Annotated in this window: 16 protein-coding genes; 6 read left to right on the forward strand and 10 right to left on the reverse strand. The window is 69.2% G+C overall.

What is annotated here, in order from left to right; genetic code table 11:
- Positions 1 to 30: 30 nt before the first annotated feature.
- From L3V18_RS14750 to L3V18_RS14760, 3 genes are read right to left on the reverse strand one after another with little or no spacing between them, the layout of a single operon-like run.
- Positions 31 to 471, reverse strand: coding sequence for a VOC family protein (locus L3V18_RS14750; RefSeq protein ID WP_237053607.1), 441 nt, complete (start codon positions 469 to 471; stop codon positions 31 to 33).
- Positions 472 to 510: 39 nt separating this feature from the next.
- Positions 511 to 954, reverse strand: a complete 444-nt coding sequence (locus L3V18_RS14755; RefSeq protein ID WP_237053606.1) for a VOC family protein — start codon at positions 952 to 954, stop codon at positions 511 to 513.
- Between the two features lie 38 nt (positions 955 to 992).
- Entirely contained in the window at positions 993 to 1,415 is a 423-nt protein-coding gene (locus tag L3V18_RS14760; RefSeq protein ID WP_237053605.1) for a YciI family protein, read from the reverse strand.
- Between the two features lie 579 nt (positions 1,416 to 1,994).
- Between L3V18_RS14760 and L3V18_RS14765 the strand changes: the two genes are divergently transcribed.
- From L3V18_RS14765 to L3V18_RS14780, 4 genes are all read left to right on the forward strand, one after another.
- The gene (locus tag L3V18_RS14765; protein ID WP_237053604.1) at positions 1,995 to 2,288 is read left to right on the forward strand and encodes a MoaD/ThiS family protein; all 294 of its coding nucleotides are present in this window, start codon (positions 1,995 to 1,997) and stop codon (positions 2,286 to 2,288) included.
- Position 2,289: 1 nt separating this feature from the next.
- Positions 2,290 to 3,399, forward strand: coding sequence for a WD40/YVTN/BNR-like repeat-containing protein (locus tag L3V18_RS14770; protein WP_237053603.1), 1,110 nt, complete (start codon positions 2,290 to 2,292; stop codon positions 3,397 to 3,399).
- A gap of 140 nt (positions 3,400 to 3,539) precedes the next feature.
- A complete protein-coding gene (locus L3V18_RS14775; RefSeq protein ID WP_237053602.1) occupies positions 3,540 to 4,595 on the forward strand; it encodes a COG3904 family protein in 1,056 nt (351 codons plus the stop codon).
- Positions 4,596 to 4,705: 110 nt separating this feature from the next.
- The gene (locus L3V18_RS14780) at positions 4,706 to 5,686 is read left to right on the forward strand and encodes a hypothetical protein (RefSeq protein ID WP_237053601.1); all 981 of its coding nucleotides are present in this window, start codon (positions 4,706 to 4,708) and stop codon (positions 5,684 to 5,686) included.
- A gap of 61 nt (positions 5,687 to 5,747) precedes the next feature.
- On the opposite strand, the gene L3V18_RS14785 is transcribed toward L3V18_RS14780, so the two are convergent.
- From L3V18_RS14785 to L3V18_RS14805, 5 genes are all read right to left on the reverse strand, one after another.
- Complete coding sequence (locus L3V18_RS14785) at positions 5,748 to 5,972, reverse strand: RNA-binding S4 domain-containing protein (RefSeq protein WP_237053600.1); 225 nt, start codon at positions 5,970 to 5,972, stop codon at positions 5,748 to 5,750.
- 11 nt (positions 5,973 to 5,983) lie between these two features.
- On the reverse strand, positions 5,984 to 6,550 hold the full coding sequence (locus L3V18_RS14790) for a hypothetical protein (RefSeq protein ID WP_237053599.1): 567 nt from the start codon (positions 6,548 to 6,550) through the stop codon (positions 5,984 to 5,986).
- A 103-nt stretch (positions 6,551 to 6,653) separates the two neighbouring features.
- Entirely contained in the window at positions 6,654 to 7,049 is a 396-nt protein-coding gene (locus tag L3V18_RS14795) for a DoxX family protein (RefSeq protein WP_237053598.1), read from the reverse strand.
- Between the two features lie 81 nt (positions 7,050 to 7,130).
- Positions 7,131 to 8,072, reverse strand: a complete 942-nt coding sequence (locus L3V18_RS14800) for a DMT family transporter (RefSeq protein WP_237053597.1) — start codon at positions 8,070 to 8,072, stop codon at positions 7,131 to 7,133.
- Positions 8,073 to 8,194: 122 nt separating this feature from the next.
- Positions 8,195 to 9,079 carry a LysR substrate-binding domain-containing protein gene (locus L3V18_RS14805; RefSeq protein ID WP_237053596.1) on the reverse strand — a complete coding sequence of 295 codons (885 nt, stop codon included), beginning with the start codon at positions 9,077 to 9,079 and terminating at the stop codon, positions 8,195 to 8,197.
- Positions 9,080 to 9,182: 103 nt separating this feature from the next.
- Between L3V18_RS14805 and L3V18_RS14810 the strand changes: the two genes are divergently transcribed.
- Together L3V18_RS14810 and arsN2 are read left to right on the forward strand one after the other, a co-directional pair.
- Positions 9,183 to 10,127, forward strand: a complete 945-nt coding sequence (locus L3V18_RS14810) for a DMT family transporter (protein ID WP_237053595.1) — start codon at positions 9,183 to 9,185, stop codon at positions 10,125 to 10,127.
- Positions 10,124 to 10,777: an arsenic resistance N-acetyltransferase ArsN2 gene (gene arsN2 / locus L3V18_RS14815; RefSeq protein ID WP_237053594.1), complete on the forward strand. Its 654-nt coding sequence runs from the start codon at positions 10,124 to 10,126 to the stop codon at positions 10,775 to 10,777. The genes L3V18_RS14810 and arsN2 overlap by 4 nt, the downstream gene beginning before the upstream one ends.
- Before the next feature lie 17 nt (positions 10,778 to 10,794).
- Here the strand turns inward: arsN2 and L3V18_RS14820 are convergent, their stop codons facing one another.
- Together L3V18_RS14820 and L3V18_RS14825 are read right to left on the reverse strand one after the other, a co-directional pair.
- The gene (locus L3V18_RS14820; RefSeq protein WP_237053593.1) at positions 10,795 to 12,105 is read right to left on the reverse strand and encodes an NTP/NDP exchange transporter; all 1,311 of its coding nucleotides are present in this window, start codon (positions 12,103 to 12,105) and stop codon (positions 10,795 to 10,797) included.
- Positions 12,106 to 12,114: 9 nt separating this feature from the next.
- A complete protein-coding gene (locus L3V18_RS14825) occupies positions 12,115 to 13,086 on the reverse strand; it encodes an aldo/keto reductase (RefSeq protein WP_237053592.1) in 972 nt (323 codons plus the stop codon).
- Positions 13,087 to 13,090 lie beyond the last annotated feature (4 nt).

Consider the following 13,090-nt stretch of genomic DNA (forward strand, 5'->3'; position numbering starts at 1 on the left):
AGCAGTCCGCGAAACCGGAAGCGCTGGCCGCTACGCCTGCGGCGGCTCGCCGGCCATGTGGAACACCTCCCACACGTGGCCATCCGGGTCTTCGAAACCGTGCTGGTACATGAAACCGTGGTCGATCGCCTCGCGCGGCGTGCGTCCGCCTGCGGCCACCGCGCGGGCGACCAATGCGTCGACCGCCTCGCGGCTGTCCAGCGGCAACGCGATCAGCGCGCCGACGCTCTTGCCGGGATCGGCGACCGGCCGGGTGACGAAGGTGGCGAAGTACTTCTCGACCAGCAGCATCACGAACAGGTTCTCGCCGAGGATCATGCAGGTTGCATTCTCATCGGTGAAGGCCGGGTTGAAGCTGTAGCCGAGTTCGGTGAAGAACCTGATCGAGCGGTCGAGGTCCTTGACCGGCAGGTTGATGAAGATCTGTGCGTGGGAGGTGCTGCCGTGCGCGGCGGCGTTCTTGGCGGTCATGGCGGGCTTTCCTTGTGAACTCGTGAGTGGGGGGCGGGCTCAGGCGGCCTTGCCCGGGGTCGGGCAGTCCTCGCTGGCGCGCAGGCAGTTGATCATCCACGGCTTGCCGTAGCGGTCGACGAGCATGCCCCAGCGCAGCGCCCAGAACGTCTCCTGCAGCGGCATCTTGATCTCGCCGCCGTCGGTCATCGCGGCCCAGACGCGTTCGGCGTCCTCGGGCGTATCGACGGTGACGTTGATCGTGGTGCTGTCGGTGCCGGCGTTTTCCGGCGGCGGGCCGTCCGCGCCCATGATCACCGCGTCGCCGACCATGAGGCAGCTGTGCATCACCAGGTCCCTGGAATCGGGCGGCATCTGGTCGCACATCGGCGATTCGCCGTAGGTCATGCGTCCCACGACCTCGCCGCCCAGGGCCTTGGCATAGAAGTCGAAGGCCTCGCGGCACTTGCCGCCGAAATCGCACATATAGGGAATGAACTGCATGTCGGATCTCCTGTGGGATGGGGATGGATGGTGGTAGTTCAGTTGCCGGCGAGCCGCTCGCGCAGGCGTTCTTCCTGCTCGCGGAGCTCGGGAGTGAACGCCTCGCCGAAGTCGTCGGCCTCGAAAACGGGGCGGATCTCGATGACCGATTCGCCGGGCATCGGGTTCGGGCAGCGCTTGACCCACTCGATCGCTTCGTCCATCGAACGGACCTGCCACAACCAGAAGCCTGCGACCAGCTCCTTGGTCTCGGCGAACGGACCGTCGGTGACGGTGCGGTTCTTGCCGTCGAAGGTGACCCGGGCTCCGCGCGAGGACGGGTGCAGGCCTTCGCCGGCGAGCATGATCCCGGCCTTGACCAGTTCCTCGTTGTAGCGGCCCATCTCGGCGAGCAGCTGTTCGCTGGGCATGATTCCCGCCTCGGAATCGGCGGTGGCCTTGACGATGACGATGACGCGCATGGCGGTTTCTCCTGTCTGCAGCGGGCGGTTTTCGCCTGCTTTCGAGATCACGACGAACCAGCCCGGGACGGATCGACATCCATCGCGAAAATTTTCTGGTTCTTCTCCCGGTTGCGGGGAATAGTGACTTCGGATGGAGTGGCGGCCCATCGGGGCGGGGGTTGCTCCGTCCTCATGTCGACGTCCTGCCTCAGAATCGGGCCGCGGATCCTGCATGGTCCGCTCTCCGCCCCCCCCAACCCCGACAGACGCCGCCTTTCGCGGACGTGAAGGTTCAGGCTTCGGCTGTTCTTTGTTCAAAGCGCCAGCAGCGTGTCCAGAAGACGGTGGGTGTGGGGTTTGCAGGATCGCAAGCGGCATGGATGCCGCGCCCGAGCCCCCAGGGATGGGTTTACGGCGTGTCCTGCAAACCCCACGCCCACCGGCTCCCCTCCGTGGATACCACCGCAATCGGGAGAAGAACCAGAAAACTGCCCGGAACCGCTATGCCTGGAACGGGGGAGGAACCCAAACGTGTCATGGTGGCAAGCTCCAGGTGACAGGCGTAGGCTCGGCCGCATCTACGAAGTGGATGCAGTCGTGGCCCGGGTCGTACTCGCATCGGCATTGGCACGCTGGCTGTCGTCGGACACCGGTTCGGCGACAGGGGGCGAGGTCGCGCTCGACGCCGATGGCTCGACCCTGCGCGAGGTGCTGGACGACGTGTTCGCGCATCACCCGGGCTTGCGTGGCTACGTACTGGACGAGCAGGGCGCCGTCCGCCACCACGTCGCGCTGTTCGTCGACGGCCAGGCCGTGCGCGGCAAGGCGCTCGATCATCCGATGTCCGCACGCGCCGAGCTCTACGTGATGCAGGCGCTGTCAGGAGGCTGAAATGTCCGATACGTTGCTGGTGTCCACCCGCAAGGGCCTTTTCATCCTGGAGCGCGGCGGCGGCGCGTCCTGGCGGATCGCTCGCACCGCCTTCCTCGGCGACAACGTGACCCTGACCGCGACCGACCCGCGCGACGGCAGCTGGTATGCGGCACTGAATCTGGGCCATTTCGGCACCAAGCTGCACCGTTCGGGCGATCGTGGCCGCAGTTGGGAGGAATGCGCGGTTCCGGCGTACGCCGAGGGGCAGATGGCGCACACCGGCGACGGCAAGCCGCCGACCGCGGCGACCCTGAAGCTGCTGTGGTCGCTGGTGCCCGGCGGCGCCGACGAACCCGGCCGTTTGTGGGCCGGAACGATCCCGGGCGGGCTGTTCCGTTCCGACGATGCCGGCCGGAGCTGGCAACTGACGGAATCGTTGTGGCAGTACCCGGGGCGTGGCGACTGGTTCGGCGGCGGCTACGACTGGCCCGGCATCCATTCGATCTGCGTCGATCCGCGCGATCCGCGCTGCCTGCGGGTCGCGGTGTCGACCGGCGGCGTGTGGCAGAGCGACGATGGTGGCGAAAGCTGGCGCCAGTGCGCCGGCGGGATGCGCGCCGAGTACATGCCGCCCGAGCAGAGCCGGGAGGCGGGCGTTCAGGACGTGCACCGGATGGTGCAGTGCCGCTCGGCGCCGGACAGCCTGTGGGTGCAGCATCACAACGGCGTGTTTCGCAGCACCGGCGGCGGCGACAACGACTGGCAGGAAGTCACCGGGGTGCCGCCGTCGGCGTTCGGTTTCGCCGTCGCGGTGCATCCGGACGAACCGGACACCGCCTGGTTCGTTCCGGCGGTGAAGGATGAGAAGCGTTATCCGGTCGACGGACGGCTGGTGGTCGCGCGCACCCGCGATGGCGGGCGCACGTTCGACGTGCTGTCCGATGGCCTGCCGGAGACGCCCGCCTACGACCTGGTCTATCGCCACGGTCTCGCCATCGATGGCAGTGGCGAGCGGCTCGCGTTCGGCAGCACCACCGGCGGAGTCTGGTCCAGCGACGACCGGGGCGACCGCTGGACGCCGCTGGAGGCGCGCCTGCCGCCGGTCCATGCGGTCGAGTTCGCCGCCTGAGCGAGTGATACGGCCGGCCGGTTCACCCCGCGTTGAACTCCTTCCGGGCGTTGCCGCCTAGACTTGGGGGACCGGTCCTGCCGGCCCGAAGCCCATCCCGGTTCCGCGGGAGCCGGCCGCCGCCCATACTCGTGATGCCGATGCGATATCTCTTCCGAACCTGTGGACTGCTGCTGTTCAGTGCCGTGATCGCGGCCTGCAGTCCCGGGGGGGCGCTCGACACGGAAGAGCCGGCCGCACCGGAGCAGGCGACGTCGATGAACAGCGGCGGGCGCGAGGACTTCGGCGCCACCGTGACCGAGATTCCGAAACCGGAACCCAAGTGGGATCCCTACGAGGACATCGCCGCGGTCGACTGGACGCCGATGGAGCTCGGCTCGGGTCTGGCCCGTGTCAGCTGCGATCGCGATTACGAATCCAAGGGCGATGGCGAGCCGCTCAGGTCGCTGGGATTCTCGAGCCTTTGGAAGCAGATGCAGGCCTGCCGCGACGCCGGAGTGGTGCGGATCCGCTATCGCGGCAAGATCTCGTCGGACTTCACCGCGCTGGTACAGCGGGTGGCCGACATGGGCGACACGCTTGGGATCGGGAGCCGCATCCTCGACATCGATTCCAGCGGCGGCCAGGTCGAGGACGCAATTCGCGCCGGCGACGCGATGGCCGAGTCGGGCTGGATGATCTGGGTGCGCGAGGATGCGGTCTGCCACAGTTCCTGCGTACTGATCCTGGCCGCTGGCGACATGCGCATGATCGCCGGGTCGGTCGGCATCCACCGGATGCTGCGGATCGGTTCCAGGGCGACCTCGCGTGCCGAACTCAACCAGGAGCTGCGCGAGATCCATGAGCAGCTCAGCCAATACCTGCAGCGCAACGGCGCCGCGACGACCATCGCCGACCTGATGATGACCGTGCCCAACCGCAGCCTGCGCCTGCTGACGACGCAGGAACTGGATCTGTTCGGGCTGTCGGGCCGCAATGCGGCCGAGGACGACCTCGACCGGATCCGTCTCGCCCGCAAGTGCGGCGAGGCCTTCGTGCGCCGGCAGGATGCGTTCTTCCGCGACTACAACCTGCTGTGCGCGAACCCCGGCGAGGAAGTCGCGGGGATGGGCGAATGCGGCCGCGACCTCAAGCGGCGTTACGGCTTTCCGGATCGGGACTGCCCCGCCGACGGCCCGCTGTCCGAGTACGACTGAGCGGCGCCGCGTCAGCCCTCGCGCCGACGCGCTGGCCAGGAGGAGGGCGGACCGGTTAACGTCCCGTCCTGCATCGGCCGCCGCATCGCGGACAGGGAAGAACAGCGCGCATGATCGTACCGGAGTACTGGGCCGAGGCCAGGCTGCAGCACCGCAGTCATCGCAGGAGCATCACCGTACGCCGGTTCGGGTGGTCGGACGACAGCCCCGCCGCCGCGCAGGCCCACGCCGATGCGCGTGCATGCGAGGCGCTCGAACGCGTCCTTGCCGGCGAACCGCTGCGTCGCCGCGAACCGAAGGTCGCCTACAACGGTGCCGAGGGCGTGCCGATCCGCGAGGAGATCGTCCAGCGCCACGGCGACACCGTCGTTTCGCGCAACGGCTATGGCGCGCTGTGCCTGAACACGCCGGATGTGCTGTTCGCCGACGTCGACTTTTCCGATGAGGCCGGCGGATGGTTGCGGCTGACCGTCTTCGGTGTGCTGGTGGCGGCGGCGATCGCTTTCGGAATGCTCACGCAGTCGCACGGATGGGGCGTGGCGGCGGTGGTGGTGGCGCTGCTGTTCGGCAGTGTGCTCGCCCATCTTCTGCATCGGTGGTCGGTGAAGATGCGCGGCGGACCGGAGCGGATCGCGCGACGGCGCGTGGCAGCCTTCGTCGCCGCGAACCCCGACTGGCATCTGCGCGTGTACCGCACCCCGGCCGGCCTGCGGGTGCTGGCGATGCACCGGCGTTTCGATCCGGCCAGCGATGAGGCCGCGAATCTGTTCGAGGCACTGGGGACCGATCCGCTGTATGCGCGGATGTGCCGGCGGCAGCACTGCTTCCGCGCCCGTGTCAGTCCCAAGCCCTGGCGCATCGGCATCGGACGGCATCTGCGCCCGCGACCTGGCGTCTGGCCGGTGTCGCCGGAGCGCATGCCCGAGCGCCGCCGCTGGGTCGAGGATTACGAGCAGGCCGCGCGCGGCCATGCTGCATGCCGCTTCGTCGAAGCCCTGGGCAGCATCCGGAGCGTCGACGCAACCGCCGAGCGGGTCATGGTCCTGCACGACGATCTTTGCCGCGCGCGGCAGGCGCTGCCGATCGCCTGAGCCGCCGATACGGACGGGGAAGCGCTTCAGCGTTCGCGCAGGGGGCAAAGCCGGCGGGAGCTCAGCCGGCGACGACGACTTCGATGCGGACGTCGTCGAGCTCGACCATCTGGCCCGCGCGGATCTTGCAGGTCCTGCGCAGCTCCACCACGCCGTCGACGCGCACCGCGCCGCTGGCGACGATCGCCTTGCCGGCGCCTCCGCTGTCGCACAACCCGGCCAGCTTCAGCAACTGATTGAGTTCGACGTGTTCGCGGTCGAGTTCGAAGACGAGGGTTTCTGGCATGGCGGATCGGTTCAGAGGCGTTCGTAGAGCCGGTAGATCCAGCTCAGTTCGTAGAGCAGGGCGGCGACCACGAATGCGGCGTGGAAGCGCTGCGAGCGGGTCCGCATCGCGACCAGGCACAGCAGCACGTAGCCGGTGTTGCGGAACAGGTATTCGTGGCCGAGGCCCGCGAAGTAGCTGCGGCCCTTGATCAGGGTGTCGCCCATGTCGACCACATAGGACAGGGCCATCAGTCCGAAGAACCAGCGGCGCCGGGAGATGAAGTAGTCGCGGTAGCCGGCGTAGTCGCGCAGGTCGTCCGGGAACAGCAGCGTGCACATCAGGAAGAACAGCACGATGTAGCTGATCAGGAAGCCGTACTTGAGGAAGGTCCATTCGGAGACGTGCACCAGCCGGTATTCCCACCACCAGAAGTGCACCAGCAGCACGAACATCGTGACGGCCCAGCCGATGTGGATCCAGTACACCTTCTGCCGGTCCGGGTGCTGGACGAACTGTGCGAGCCCCTTGAGCAGGGTCGTGATCGACAGGCCGAGCACGATGCCCATCAGGATGCGGATGTGCGGGTACTGCTCCATGCCGTCCTCCCGTGCGTTGTGCCCGGCCCTGTCGGCCGGTATCCGCGTGCTTCCGTCGTCGCCGGCCGATCATCCCACGGCGGCGAAGGCGGTGGCGGCGGCGTCAGCGTCCATTGGCGCTGAACCGTCCCGGCCCCAGCAATGCCAGAGCCACCGACGCGGCCAGGAACATGCCCTGCAGCTCCAGCGCCCAGCCACCCTGATTGTTGAAGCGGCCGAGTTCTCCCATGTGCACCAACGCGATCGCGAACAGCATGTTCACCGCGACCAGCACCGCACCGATCCGGGCATGGAAGCCGACGATCAGCATCAGCGGTCCGAGCAGCTCGCCGACCAGCACGCCGTAGCCGATGAAGCCCGGCAGGCCGTGCGACTCGACCAGGCCGATGATGCCGGCCATCCCGCCCTTGAGCTTGGCGGCGCCGTGCAACATGACCAGCAGGCCGAGGGTCACGCGCAGGATCAGTTTCGCGATGTCGTGCTGGGTGGCGGGATTCATTCGGGGTCCTGGTCCGGGTGGCGGGTGCGTGCCGCGTTCCTGGCGGAGGATAGCGGAAACCCTCCGCGACGGCGGTGCCGCTCAGTCGGAAATGTCCTTGGCCTCGGCGGTCCCCAGCAATTCGGTGTGGGCAGGCTGCCGCGGGCGGCTTATCAACGGATGCACCAGCACCGCCAGCAGGATGATCGCAACGCCCAGGTAGAACCGCGGGGTCAGCTCGTGCTGCTCGCCGAGCAGCACGATCGCCAGGGCGATCGCATAGACCGGCTCCAGGTTGATCGCCAGCTGCGCGGCGAACGCGCTCATCTGGCGCAGCGCGACCAGGGCCAGCGCGAACGGCAGCAGCGTGCAGGCCAGCGCCAGCAGCAGCAACAGCAGCGCGTCCCATGTGGAGGGCGCGACCAGCAGCGGTCCGGCGAAGGCCGGGAACAGCATAGGCATCAGCGGTGCGAGCAGGGTCAGCGCGACGGTGCCGGCACCGAGTTCGAGCGCGGTCACGGTCAGCGGGTCGCCGTGATCGACCAGCCGCTTGTTGAGCGAGCCGAACACTGCCACGAACACCGCCGACAGCGCGCCCACCGCGATGCCCGGCAGCATGCCGGCGGGGACGCCGCCAACCACCAGCGCCACCCCGGGCAGTACCGCGATGCCGAGGCCGAGTTCGCGTCCGGACATCGGGCGCCGGGCGAGTCGGGGCTCGATCAATGCGGTGAACACCGTCGCCAGCGCCATGCAGGTCGCCGCGACCGAGGCGTTGGCCAGCTTGATCGCGCCGTAGAAGGTCAGCCAGTGCAGGGCGACCAGCACGCCGATCCCGGCATAGGCCCAGCGCAGCCGTGGCGGCAGCGCACGTACCCCGCGCCAGACCCGCGGCACCAGCGCCAGCGCGACCACGACCAGCAGCATGCGCCACCAGACCAGGGGCAGTGCCGGCAGCGTGATCAGCTTGCCGAGAATGGCGGTGAAGCCCCACAGCAGCACGCAGAAGTGGATCTGGAGTTGGGCCTTGGCGGTCGGCGACATCGGTGGGCGTTCGGTGGGGGCGGCACAGTGTTGCAGATGCGACGGCGTCCGTTAACGCGTCGCGTCCGCAGCGCGTGGGCAGCGCGGTTTCCGCGGTCGTGGCCGGGTAGCGGGGCCTGGCCTCAGTCCTTCGGCAGCGCGAGCAGCCAGTCGACGAAGCGTCGCGCGGCCGGCCGCAGCCGGCGGTGGGCCGGATACACCACGTAGTAGCTCCAGCGCGCCTGCAGTACCGGGCCCGGCAGCCGCACGAGCCGGCGCGCCTCCAGGTACGGCGCCGCGATCCGCTCGCGCGCCAGGGCGGCGCCATGGCCGAACGCCGCCGCGTTGAGCGCGTCGGTGGTGTCGCTGAAGGTGTGCCGTTCCTCGATGCGGACGCCGTGCACGTCGGCGGCCCGGAACCAGTCGAGCCAGCCCTGTCGTGCGTGGTCGGCGATCAACGGCAACTGCGCGATGTCGGCGGCGCCGGCAATCCCGTCCAGACCCGGGAAGTCCGGGGCGGCGACCGGGAACAAGGTCTCGTCCATCAGCAGATGGGCGGTCAGGCCCGGCCAGTGACCGGGCCCGTGGCGGATGCCGAGGTCGGGGCCACCGTCGTCGAAGCGGGTCAGCGCGACCTCGGTATCGAGGCTGAGGTGGATGTCCGGATGGACGGTCTGCAGTGCATGCATGCGCGGGATCAGCCATGTGTAGGCCAGCGAGTGCAGGGTGGTGACGCGGACGCGGGCATGCTCGTCGCGGCTGGCGCGCAGGCCGCGCACGACGCCGTCGACGTCGGCCAGCGCGCTGCCGGCGGCATCGGCGAGCTGCCGTCCTTCGGCGGTGAGCGACACCCCGCGCGCATGCCGCTGGAACAGCGTCACTCCGAGCCGGGCCTCGAGCTTGCGGACATGGTGGCTGACCGCGCTCGCGGTCAGGTGCAGCTCCTCGGCCGCATGGGTGAAGTTCTGGTGGCGGGCGGCCGATTCGAATGCCGCAAGAGCCGGTAGCAGGTCTGCGCGCAGAGCCATTCGAGCCTCAAGTCTGATTTGTGGCTGGACCTGAAAGTATGCGCTTGTATGGCCTTTGGCAACGCGGAGAATGGTTGAAAGTCACGAATCGGATTCGTCGCTCATGGCTCCCCCGAACGCCGCCGCCAGCTCCGTCACCCCCGTCGCCGCGCCAGCCGGACAGCCCGGATCGGCCGCCGCGGAGGTCCGCGCCCACGACTGGGTGACCCCCCTGGAGCTGGGCGTGCTGGGGGCGATCTGGGGAGCGTCGTTCCTGTTCATGCGCGTCGCCGCGCCCGACTTCGGCGCGTTCCCGCTGGTCGAGGTGCGGCTGGGACTGGGTGCCTTGGTGCTGATGCCGTTCCTGTGGCGTTCGCGCAGCCGGTTTCCGCTGCGGCTGTGGCCGAAGCTCGCCGGCATCAGCCTGGTCAACTCGGCGGTGCCGTTCGTGCTGTTCGCCTGGGCGGCGCAGCATGCGCCGGCCGGGGTCGGCGCGATCACCAATGCGATGACGGTACTGTTCACCGCACTGATCGGATTTCTGTTCTTCGGCGAGCGGATCGGCACGCGGCGCGCGGTCGCGCTGTTCGCGGGCTTCGCCGGCGTGGTCGTGCTCGCCAGCGGCAAGGTCGCCGGGGCCAGCATCGGCTGGGCGGTCGCCGCCGGTGCGGGCGCGGCTTTCCTCTACGGCATCGGCATCAACCTGGTCCGCCGCCACCTGACCGGACTGCCGCCGGCAGCGGTCGCCGCGGCGACCCTGGGCAGCGCCGCGCTGCTGGTGTCGCCGCTCGCGATCGCGCACTGGCCCGTCGAGCCGGTGCCCGCGCTTTCGTGGTTGTGCGCGGCGCTGCTCGGCGTGCTCTGCACCGGCATCGCCTTCGTCATGTACTACCGGTTGATCGCGCGGGTCGGCGCCAGCCGTGCGTCGACGGTCACCTACCTGGTACCGGTATTCGGCGTGGCCTGGGCATGGTGGCTGCTGGACGAGCCGTTGACGCTCACGATGGGCTTCGCCGGCGCGATCATCCTCGCCAGCGTCGCGTTCAGCCAGGGCGGCAGGCGCGCATGAGCGCCGCAGACGCGGCACGGCCGGCGCAGCATCGGGCGCTGTTCGACTTCGAGATCGACTTCAGCAACGGCGGCGGCATGCAGGGGCAGGGATTCCGCCTGGACATCGCCGGCGACGACATCAGCGATGCGGCGTTGGCCGACTACCTGGTCCGCGACATGCGCCTGCTGATGGTCGGAGCGGTACGGATCCTCGACAAGCGCATCATTGCCGAACCGCACAAGCGGCCGCGGATCGCGCCGGTCGATGTCGATCCGGAGTCAACCGCCTTGATCGCGGCCGCCGGCCTGCCGACGGCCGACCTGACTCTGTCACCGGTGCGCCTGTTCGGGATCCGCCACGATGGCGTGCTGCAGGGCGTGGTCGGCATCGGTCATCTCGGGGGCGACGCGCTGCTGCGCTCGCTCGCCGTCGCCCCTGCGGTTCGTGGCCATGGCCTGGGCGGCGAACTCGTGCGCCATGCCGAACAGGCGGCGAGGGAGGCCGGCATACATCGGCTGTTCCTGCTGACCACCGACGCCACCGGCTATTTTGCCGGGCACGGGTACACGGCGTTCTCGCGCGAGGCGGCGCCGGCAGCGGTAACGGCCACCGTGCAGTTCGCGGCGCTGTGCCCGGTTTCAGCGGTGCTGATGTCGAAGCCGCTGTAGCCCGGCGCTCCCGGCGATCAGTCCGGATGGCGCCGCTGCGCGCGTGCCAGGCGGCCGCCGGTAGCCGCCCAGACCAGCGCGATCGATGCGCCGGCGATCGCGGCGACGGCCGGCTGCTGCGCGATCATGTCGACCAAGGTCTTGACCCAGCCGCTGACCGCGTCGGCACCGCGGTAGACGACGGTGTCGATGAAGTTCTTGCCCTTGTACTTGGCTTCCGGCGAGACCACCGTGTAGAGCATCTCGCGGCCCGGGCGGACGAACGCATACTCGCCGGCGCGCCGCACGATCATCACCACCGCCAGCACCGCGAAGGTCGGCGCGAACGCCAGCCACAGGAAGCCGGCGGCCACCACCAGCGGCACCGACACCAGCAGCACGCCGATGCCCAGCCGCTGTGCGACCCGGCCGGTGATGAACAACTGCGACAGGATCGCCAGGGTCTGCACGATCGCATCGATCGTGCCGAATACCCGGGTCTGGTCGACCGGATCGGGGAATCTGGCCTCGACCAGCCGCGCCTGTTCGAAGTAGAGGAAGGTGGTGACGCTGGCCAACAGCAGCACGAACACCGCGATGCCAAGCAGGTAGGGCGAACGCAGCACGGTGCTGGCGCCGGCGAACGGACTGCCGCCGAGCCGGAGCCGCCGGCCGCTGCTTCCCTCCTGGCCGTTTCCGGCATCCGCGGGCAGCGGATGCCGGTCGCGCCAGCGCTGCAGGCCCTCGCCGGCGACGATCGCGGCGAGCAGGAACAGCGCCGCGATCGCCAGCAGGCCGCCATGCCCGGTCGTCCCCACCAGTGCGACGCCGAGCAGCGGGCCGGTCAATCCGCCGAGACTGGCGCCGGCGGCCATCAGCGCGAACGTGCGCTTGGCCTGCGCGCTCGGGAACAGGTCGACCAGCACGCTCCATGCCAGCGAGATCGCGATCATGTTGAACACCGACAGCCAGACATAGAAGCCGCGGGCCAGCCAGGCGTTGCCGGGATCGGCGTGGATCGCGGCCGCGAATGCCAGCAGGTTGGCGGCGAAGAAACCGTAGACCCACGCCAGGATGCGGCGGCGCTGCACCCGCGCGGCGACCCAGCCGAACAGCGGCATCGCCGCGAGGGTGGCGAAAAAGGTGGCGGTGAACAGCCATTGCAGGTTGTCCACGCCGCCGGCGATGCCCATCGTCTCGCGAACCGGGCGCAGCATGAAATAGCCGGTGAAAAGCAGGAAGAACAGCAATGCGCCGGCGAGCACCGGCATCGCCTCGTCCCCGCCGACGCCGAACAGGCGCGACGCCCAGCGGCCCGGCGCGTGCGGCGCGGCGTTCGGCGGGGTCATCGCTCCGGGTCAGCTCAGCAGGGCGACCAGCGCCGCGCGCTGGGTTTCGTCCAGGAACGGACCGACGCCGGCCTTCAGGTTGTCGGCCTGGTGGCGGGGCTTGGACGTGGCCGGGATCACCACGTTCACCGCCGGATGCGCCAGCACGAACTTGAGGAACAACTGCGCCCACGAATCGGCGCCGGCCTCGGCGGCCCAGTCCGGCAGCGGCCGGCCCTTCACCTGCGCGAACAGCCGGCCATCCTCGAACGCGCGGTTGATGATCACCGCGGTTCCGAGCTCCTGCGCCAGCGGCAACACTTCTCGCTCGGCGCCGCGCGACACCGGCGAGTAGTTGATCTGGACGAAATCGGGCTTCAGCCGGCGCATCGCCGCCGCGAGTTCGGCCTGGGCATGTTCCTGGTAATGGGTCAGCCCGGAGTAACGCACCTTGCCCTGCTGCTTCAGCTCCTCGATCAGCGCGAACTGGGTATCGGTGTCGCGCAGGTTGTGCACCTGCAGCAGCTCGACCTTGTCGGTGTGCAGGTCGCGCAACGAGCCGTTGAACTGCGCCAGGCCCTCGTCGCGTCCGGTCACGCCGGATAGCTTGGTGGCGAGGAACAGTTTCCCGCGCGCGTCGGCGGCGGCCACCAGGTCGCCGAGCACGGGCTCGGAGCTGCCGTAGGTCGGTGCGGTGTCGATCAGCGTCGCACCGGAGGCGACGAACAGGCGAAGCGCTTCCTGCAGCGGTTCGCGCGCGGCCATGTCGTCGCCGACGTCGAGACTGCCTGACGTGCCCATGCCGATCACCGGCAACGATTCGCCGGTGCGCGGAATCGGTCGCGTCGCCAGCGAGCCCGGTGCCGGTGCCGCCGGAGGTGGGGGAGCCGCGCCTCCGTCCGGGGGGCGGGGCGCATCCTGGCTGCAGGCGACCAGCGGCGACAGGGCGAGTCCGCCGGCGGCGAGCGAGGCGACGGTGAGGAAATCTCGGCGACTGGTCATGGCA

This window comes from Marilutibacter chinensis (assembly GCF_021725675.1).
Taxonomy (GTDB): domain Bacteria; phylum Pseudomonadota; class Gammaproteobacteria; order Xanthomonadales; family Xanthomonadaceae; genus Marilutibacter; species Marilutibacter chinensis.

Excerpts from the sequence above, each read along its gene's own strand:
- L3V18_RS14760 (WP_237053605.1), bottom strand. The coding sequence starts at position 1,415 with ATGCGCGTCATCGTCATCGTCAAGGCCACCGCCGATTCCGAGGCGGGA.
- L3V18_RS14805 (WP_237053596.1), bottom strand. The coding sequence starts at position 9,079 with ATGGCTCTGCGCGCAGACCTGCTACCGGCTCTTGCGGCATTCGAATCG.
- L3V18_RS14800 (WP_237053597.1), bottom strand. The coding sequence starts at position 8,072 with ATGTCGCCGACCGCCAAGGCCCAACTCCAGATCCACTTCTGCGTGCTG.
- arsN2 (WP_237053594.1), top strand. The coding sequence starts at position 10,124 with ATGAGCGCCGCAGACGCGGCACGGCCGGCGCAGCATCGGGCGCTGTTC.
- L3V18_RS14775 (WP_237053602.1), top strand. The coding sequence starts at position 3,540 with ATGCGATATCTCTTCCGAACCTGTGGACTGCTGCTGTTCAGTGCCGTG.
- L3V18_RS14810 (WP_237053595.1), top strand. The coding sequence starts at position 9,183 with ATGGCTCCCCCGAACGCCGCCGCCAGCTCCGTCACCCCCGTCGCCGCG.
- L3V18_RS14795 (WP_237053598.1), bottom strand. The coding sequence starts at position 7,049 with ATGAATCCCGCCACCCAGCACGACATCGCGAAACTGATCCTGCGCGTG.
- L3V18_RS14790 (WP_237053599.1), bottom strand. The coding sequence starts at position 6,550 with ATGGAGCAGTACCCGCACATCCGCATCCTGATGGGCATCGTGCTCGGC.
- L3V18_RS14750 (WP_237053607.1), bottom strand. The coding sequence starts at position 471 with ATGACCGCCAAGAACGCCGCCGCGCACGGCAGCACCTCCCACGCACAG.
- L3V18_RS14755 (WP_237053606.1), bottom strand. The coding sequence starts at position 954 with ATGCAGTTCATTCCCTATATGTGCGATTTCGGCGGCAAGTGCCGCGAG.
- L3V18_RS14785 (WP_237053600.1), bottom strand. The coding sequence starts at position 5,972 with ATGCCAGAAACCCTCGTCTTCGAACTCGACCGCGAACACGTCGAACTC.
- L3V18_RS14770 (WP_237053603.1), top strand. The coding sequence starts at position 2,290 with ATGTCCGATACGTTGCTGGTGTCCACCCGCAAGGGCCTTTTCATCCTG.
- L3V18_RS14825 (WP_237053592.1), bottom strand. The coding sequence starts at position 13,086 with ATGACCAGTCGCCGAGATTTCCTCACCGTCGCCTCGCTCGCCGCCGGC.
- L3V18_RS14780 (WP_237053601.1), top strand. The coding sequence starts at position 4,706 with ATGATCGTACCGGAGTACTGGGCCGAGGCCAGGCTGCAGCACCGCAGT.
- L3V18_RS14820 (WP_237053593.1), bottom strand. The coding sequence starts at position 12,105 with ATGACCCCGCCGAACGCCGCGCCGCACGCGCCGGGCCGCTGGGCGTCG.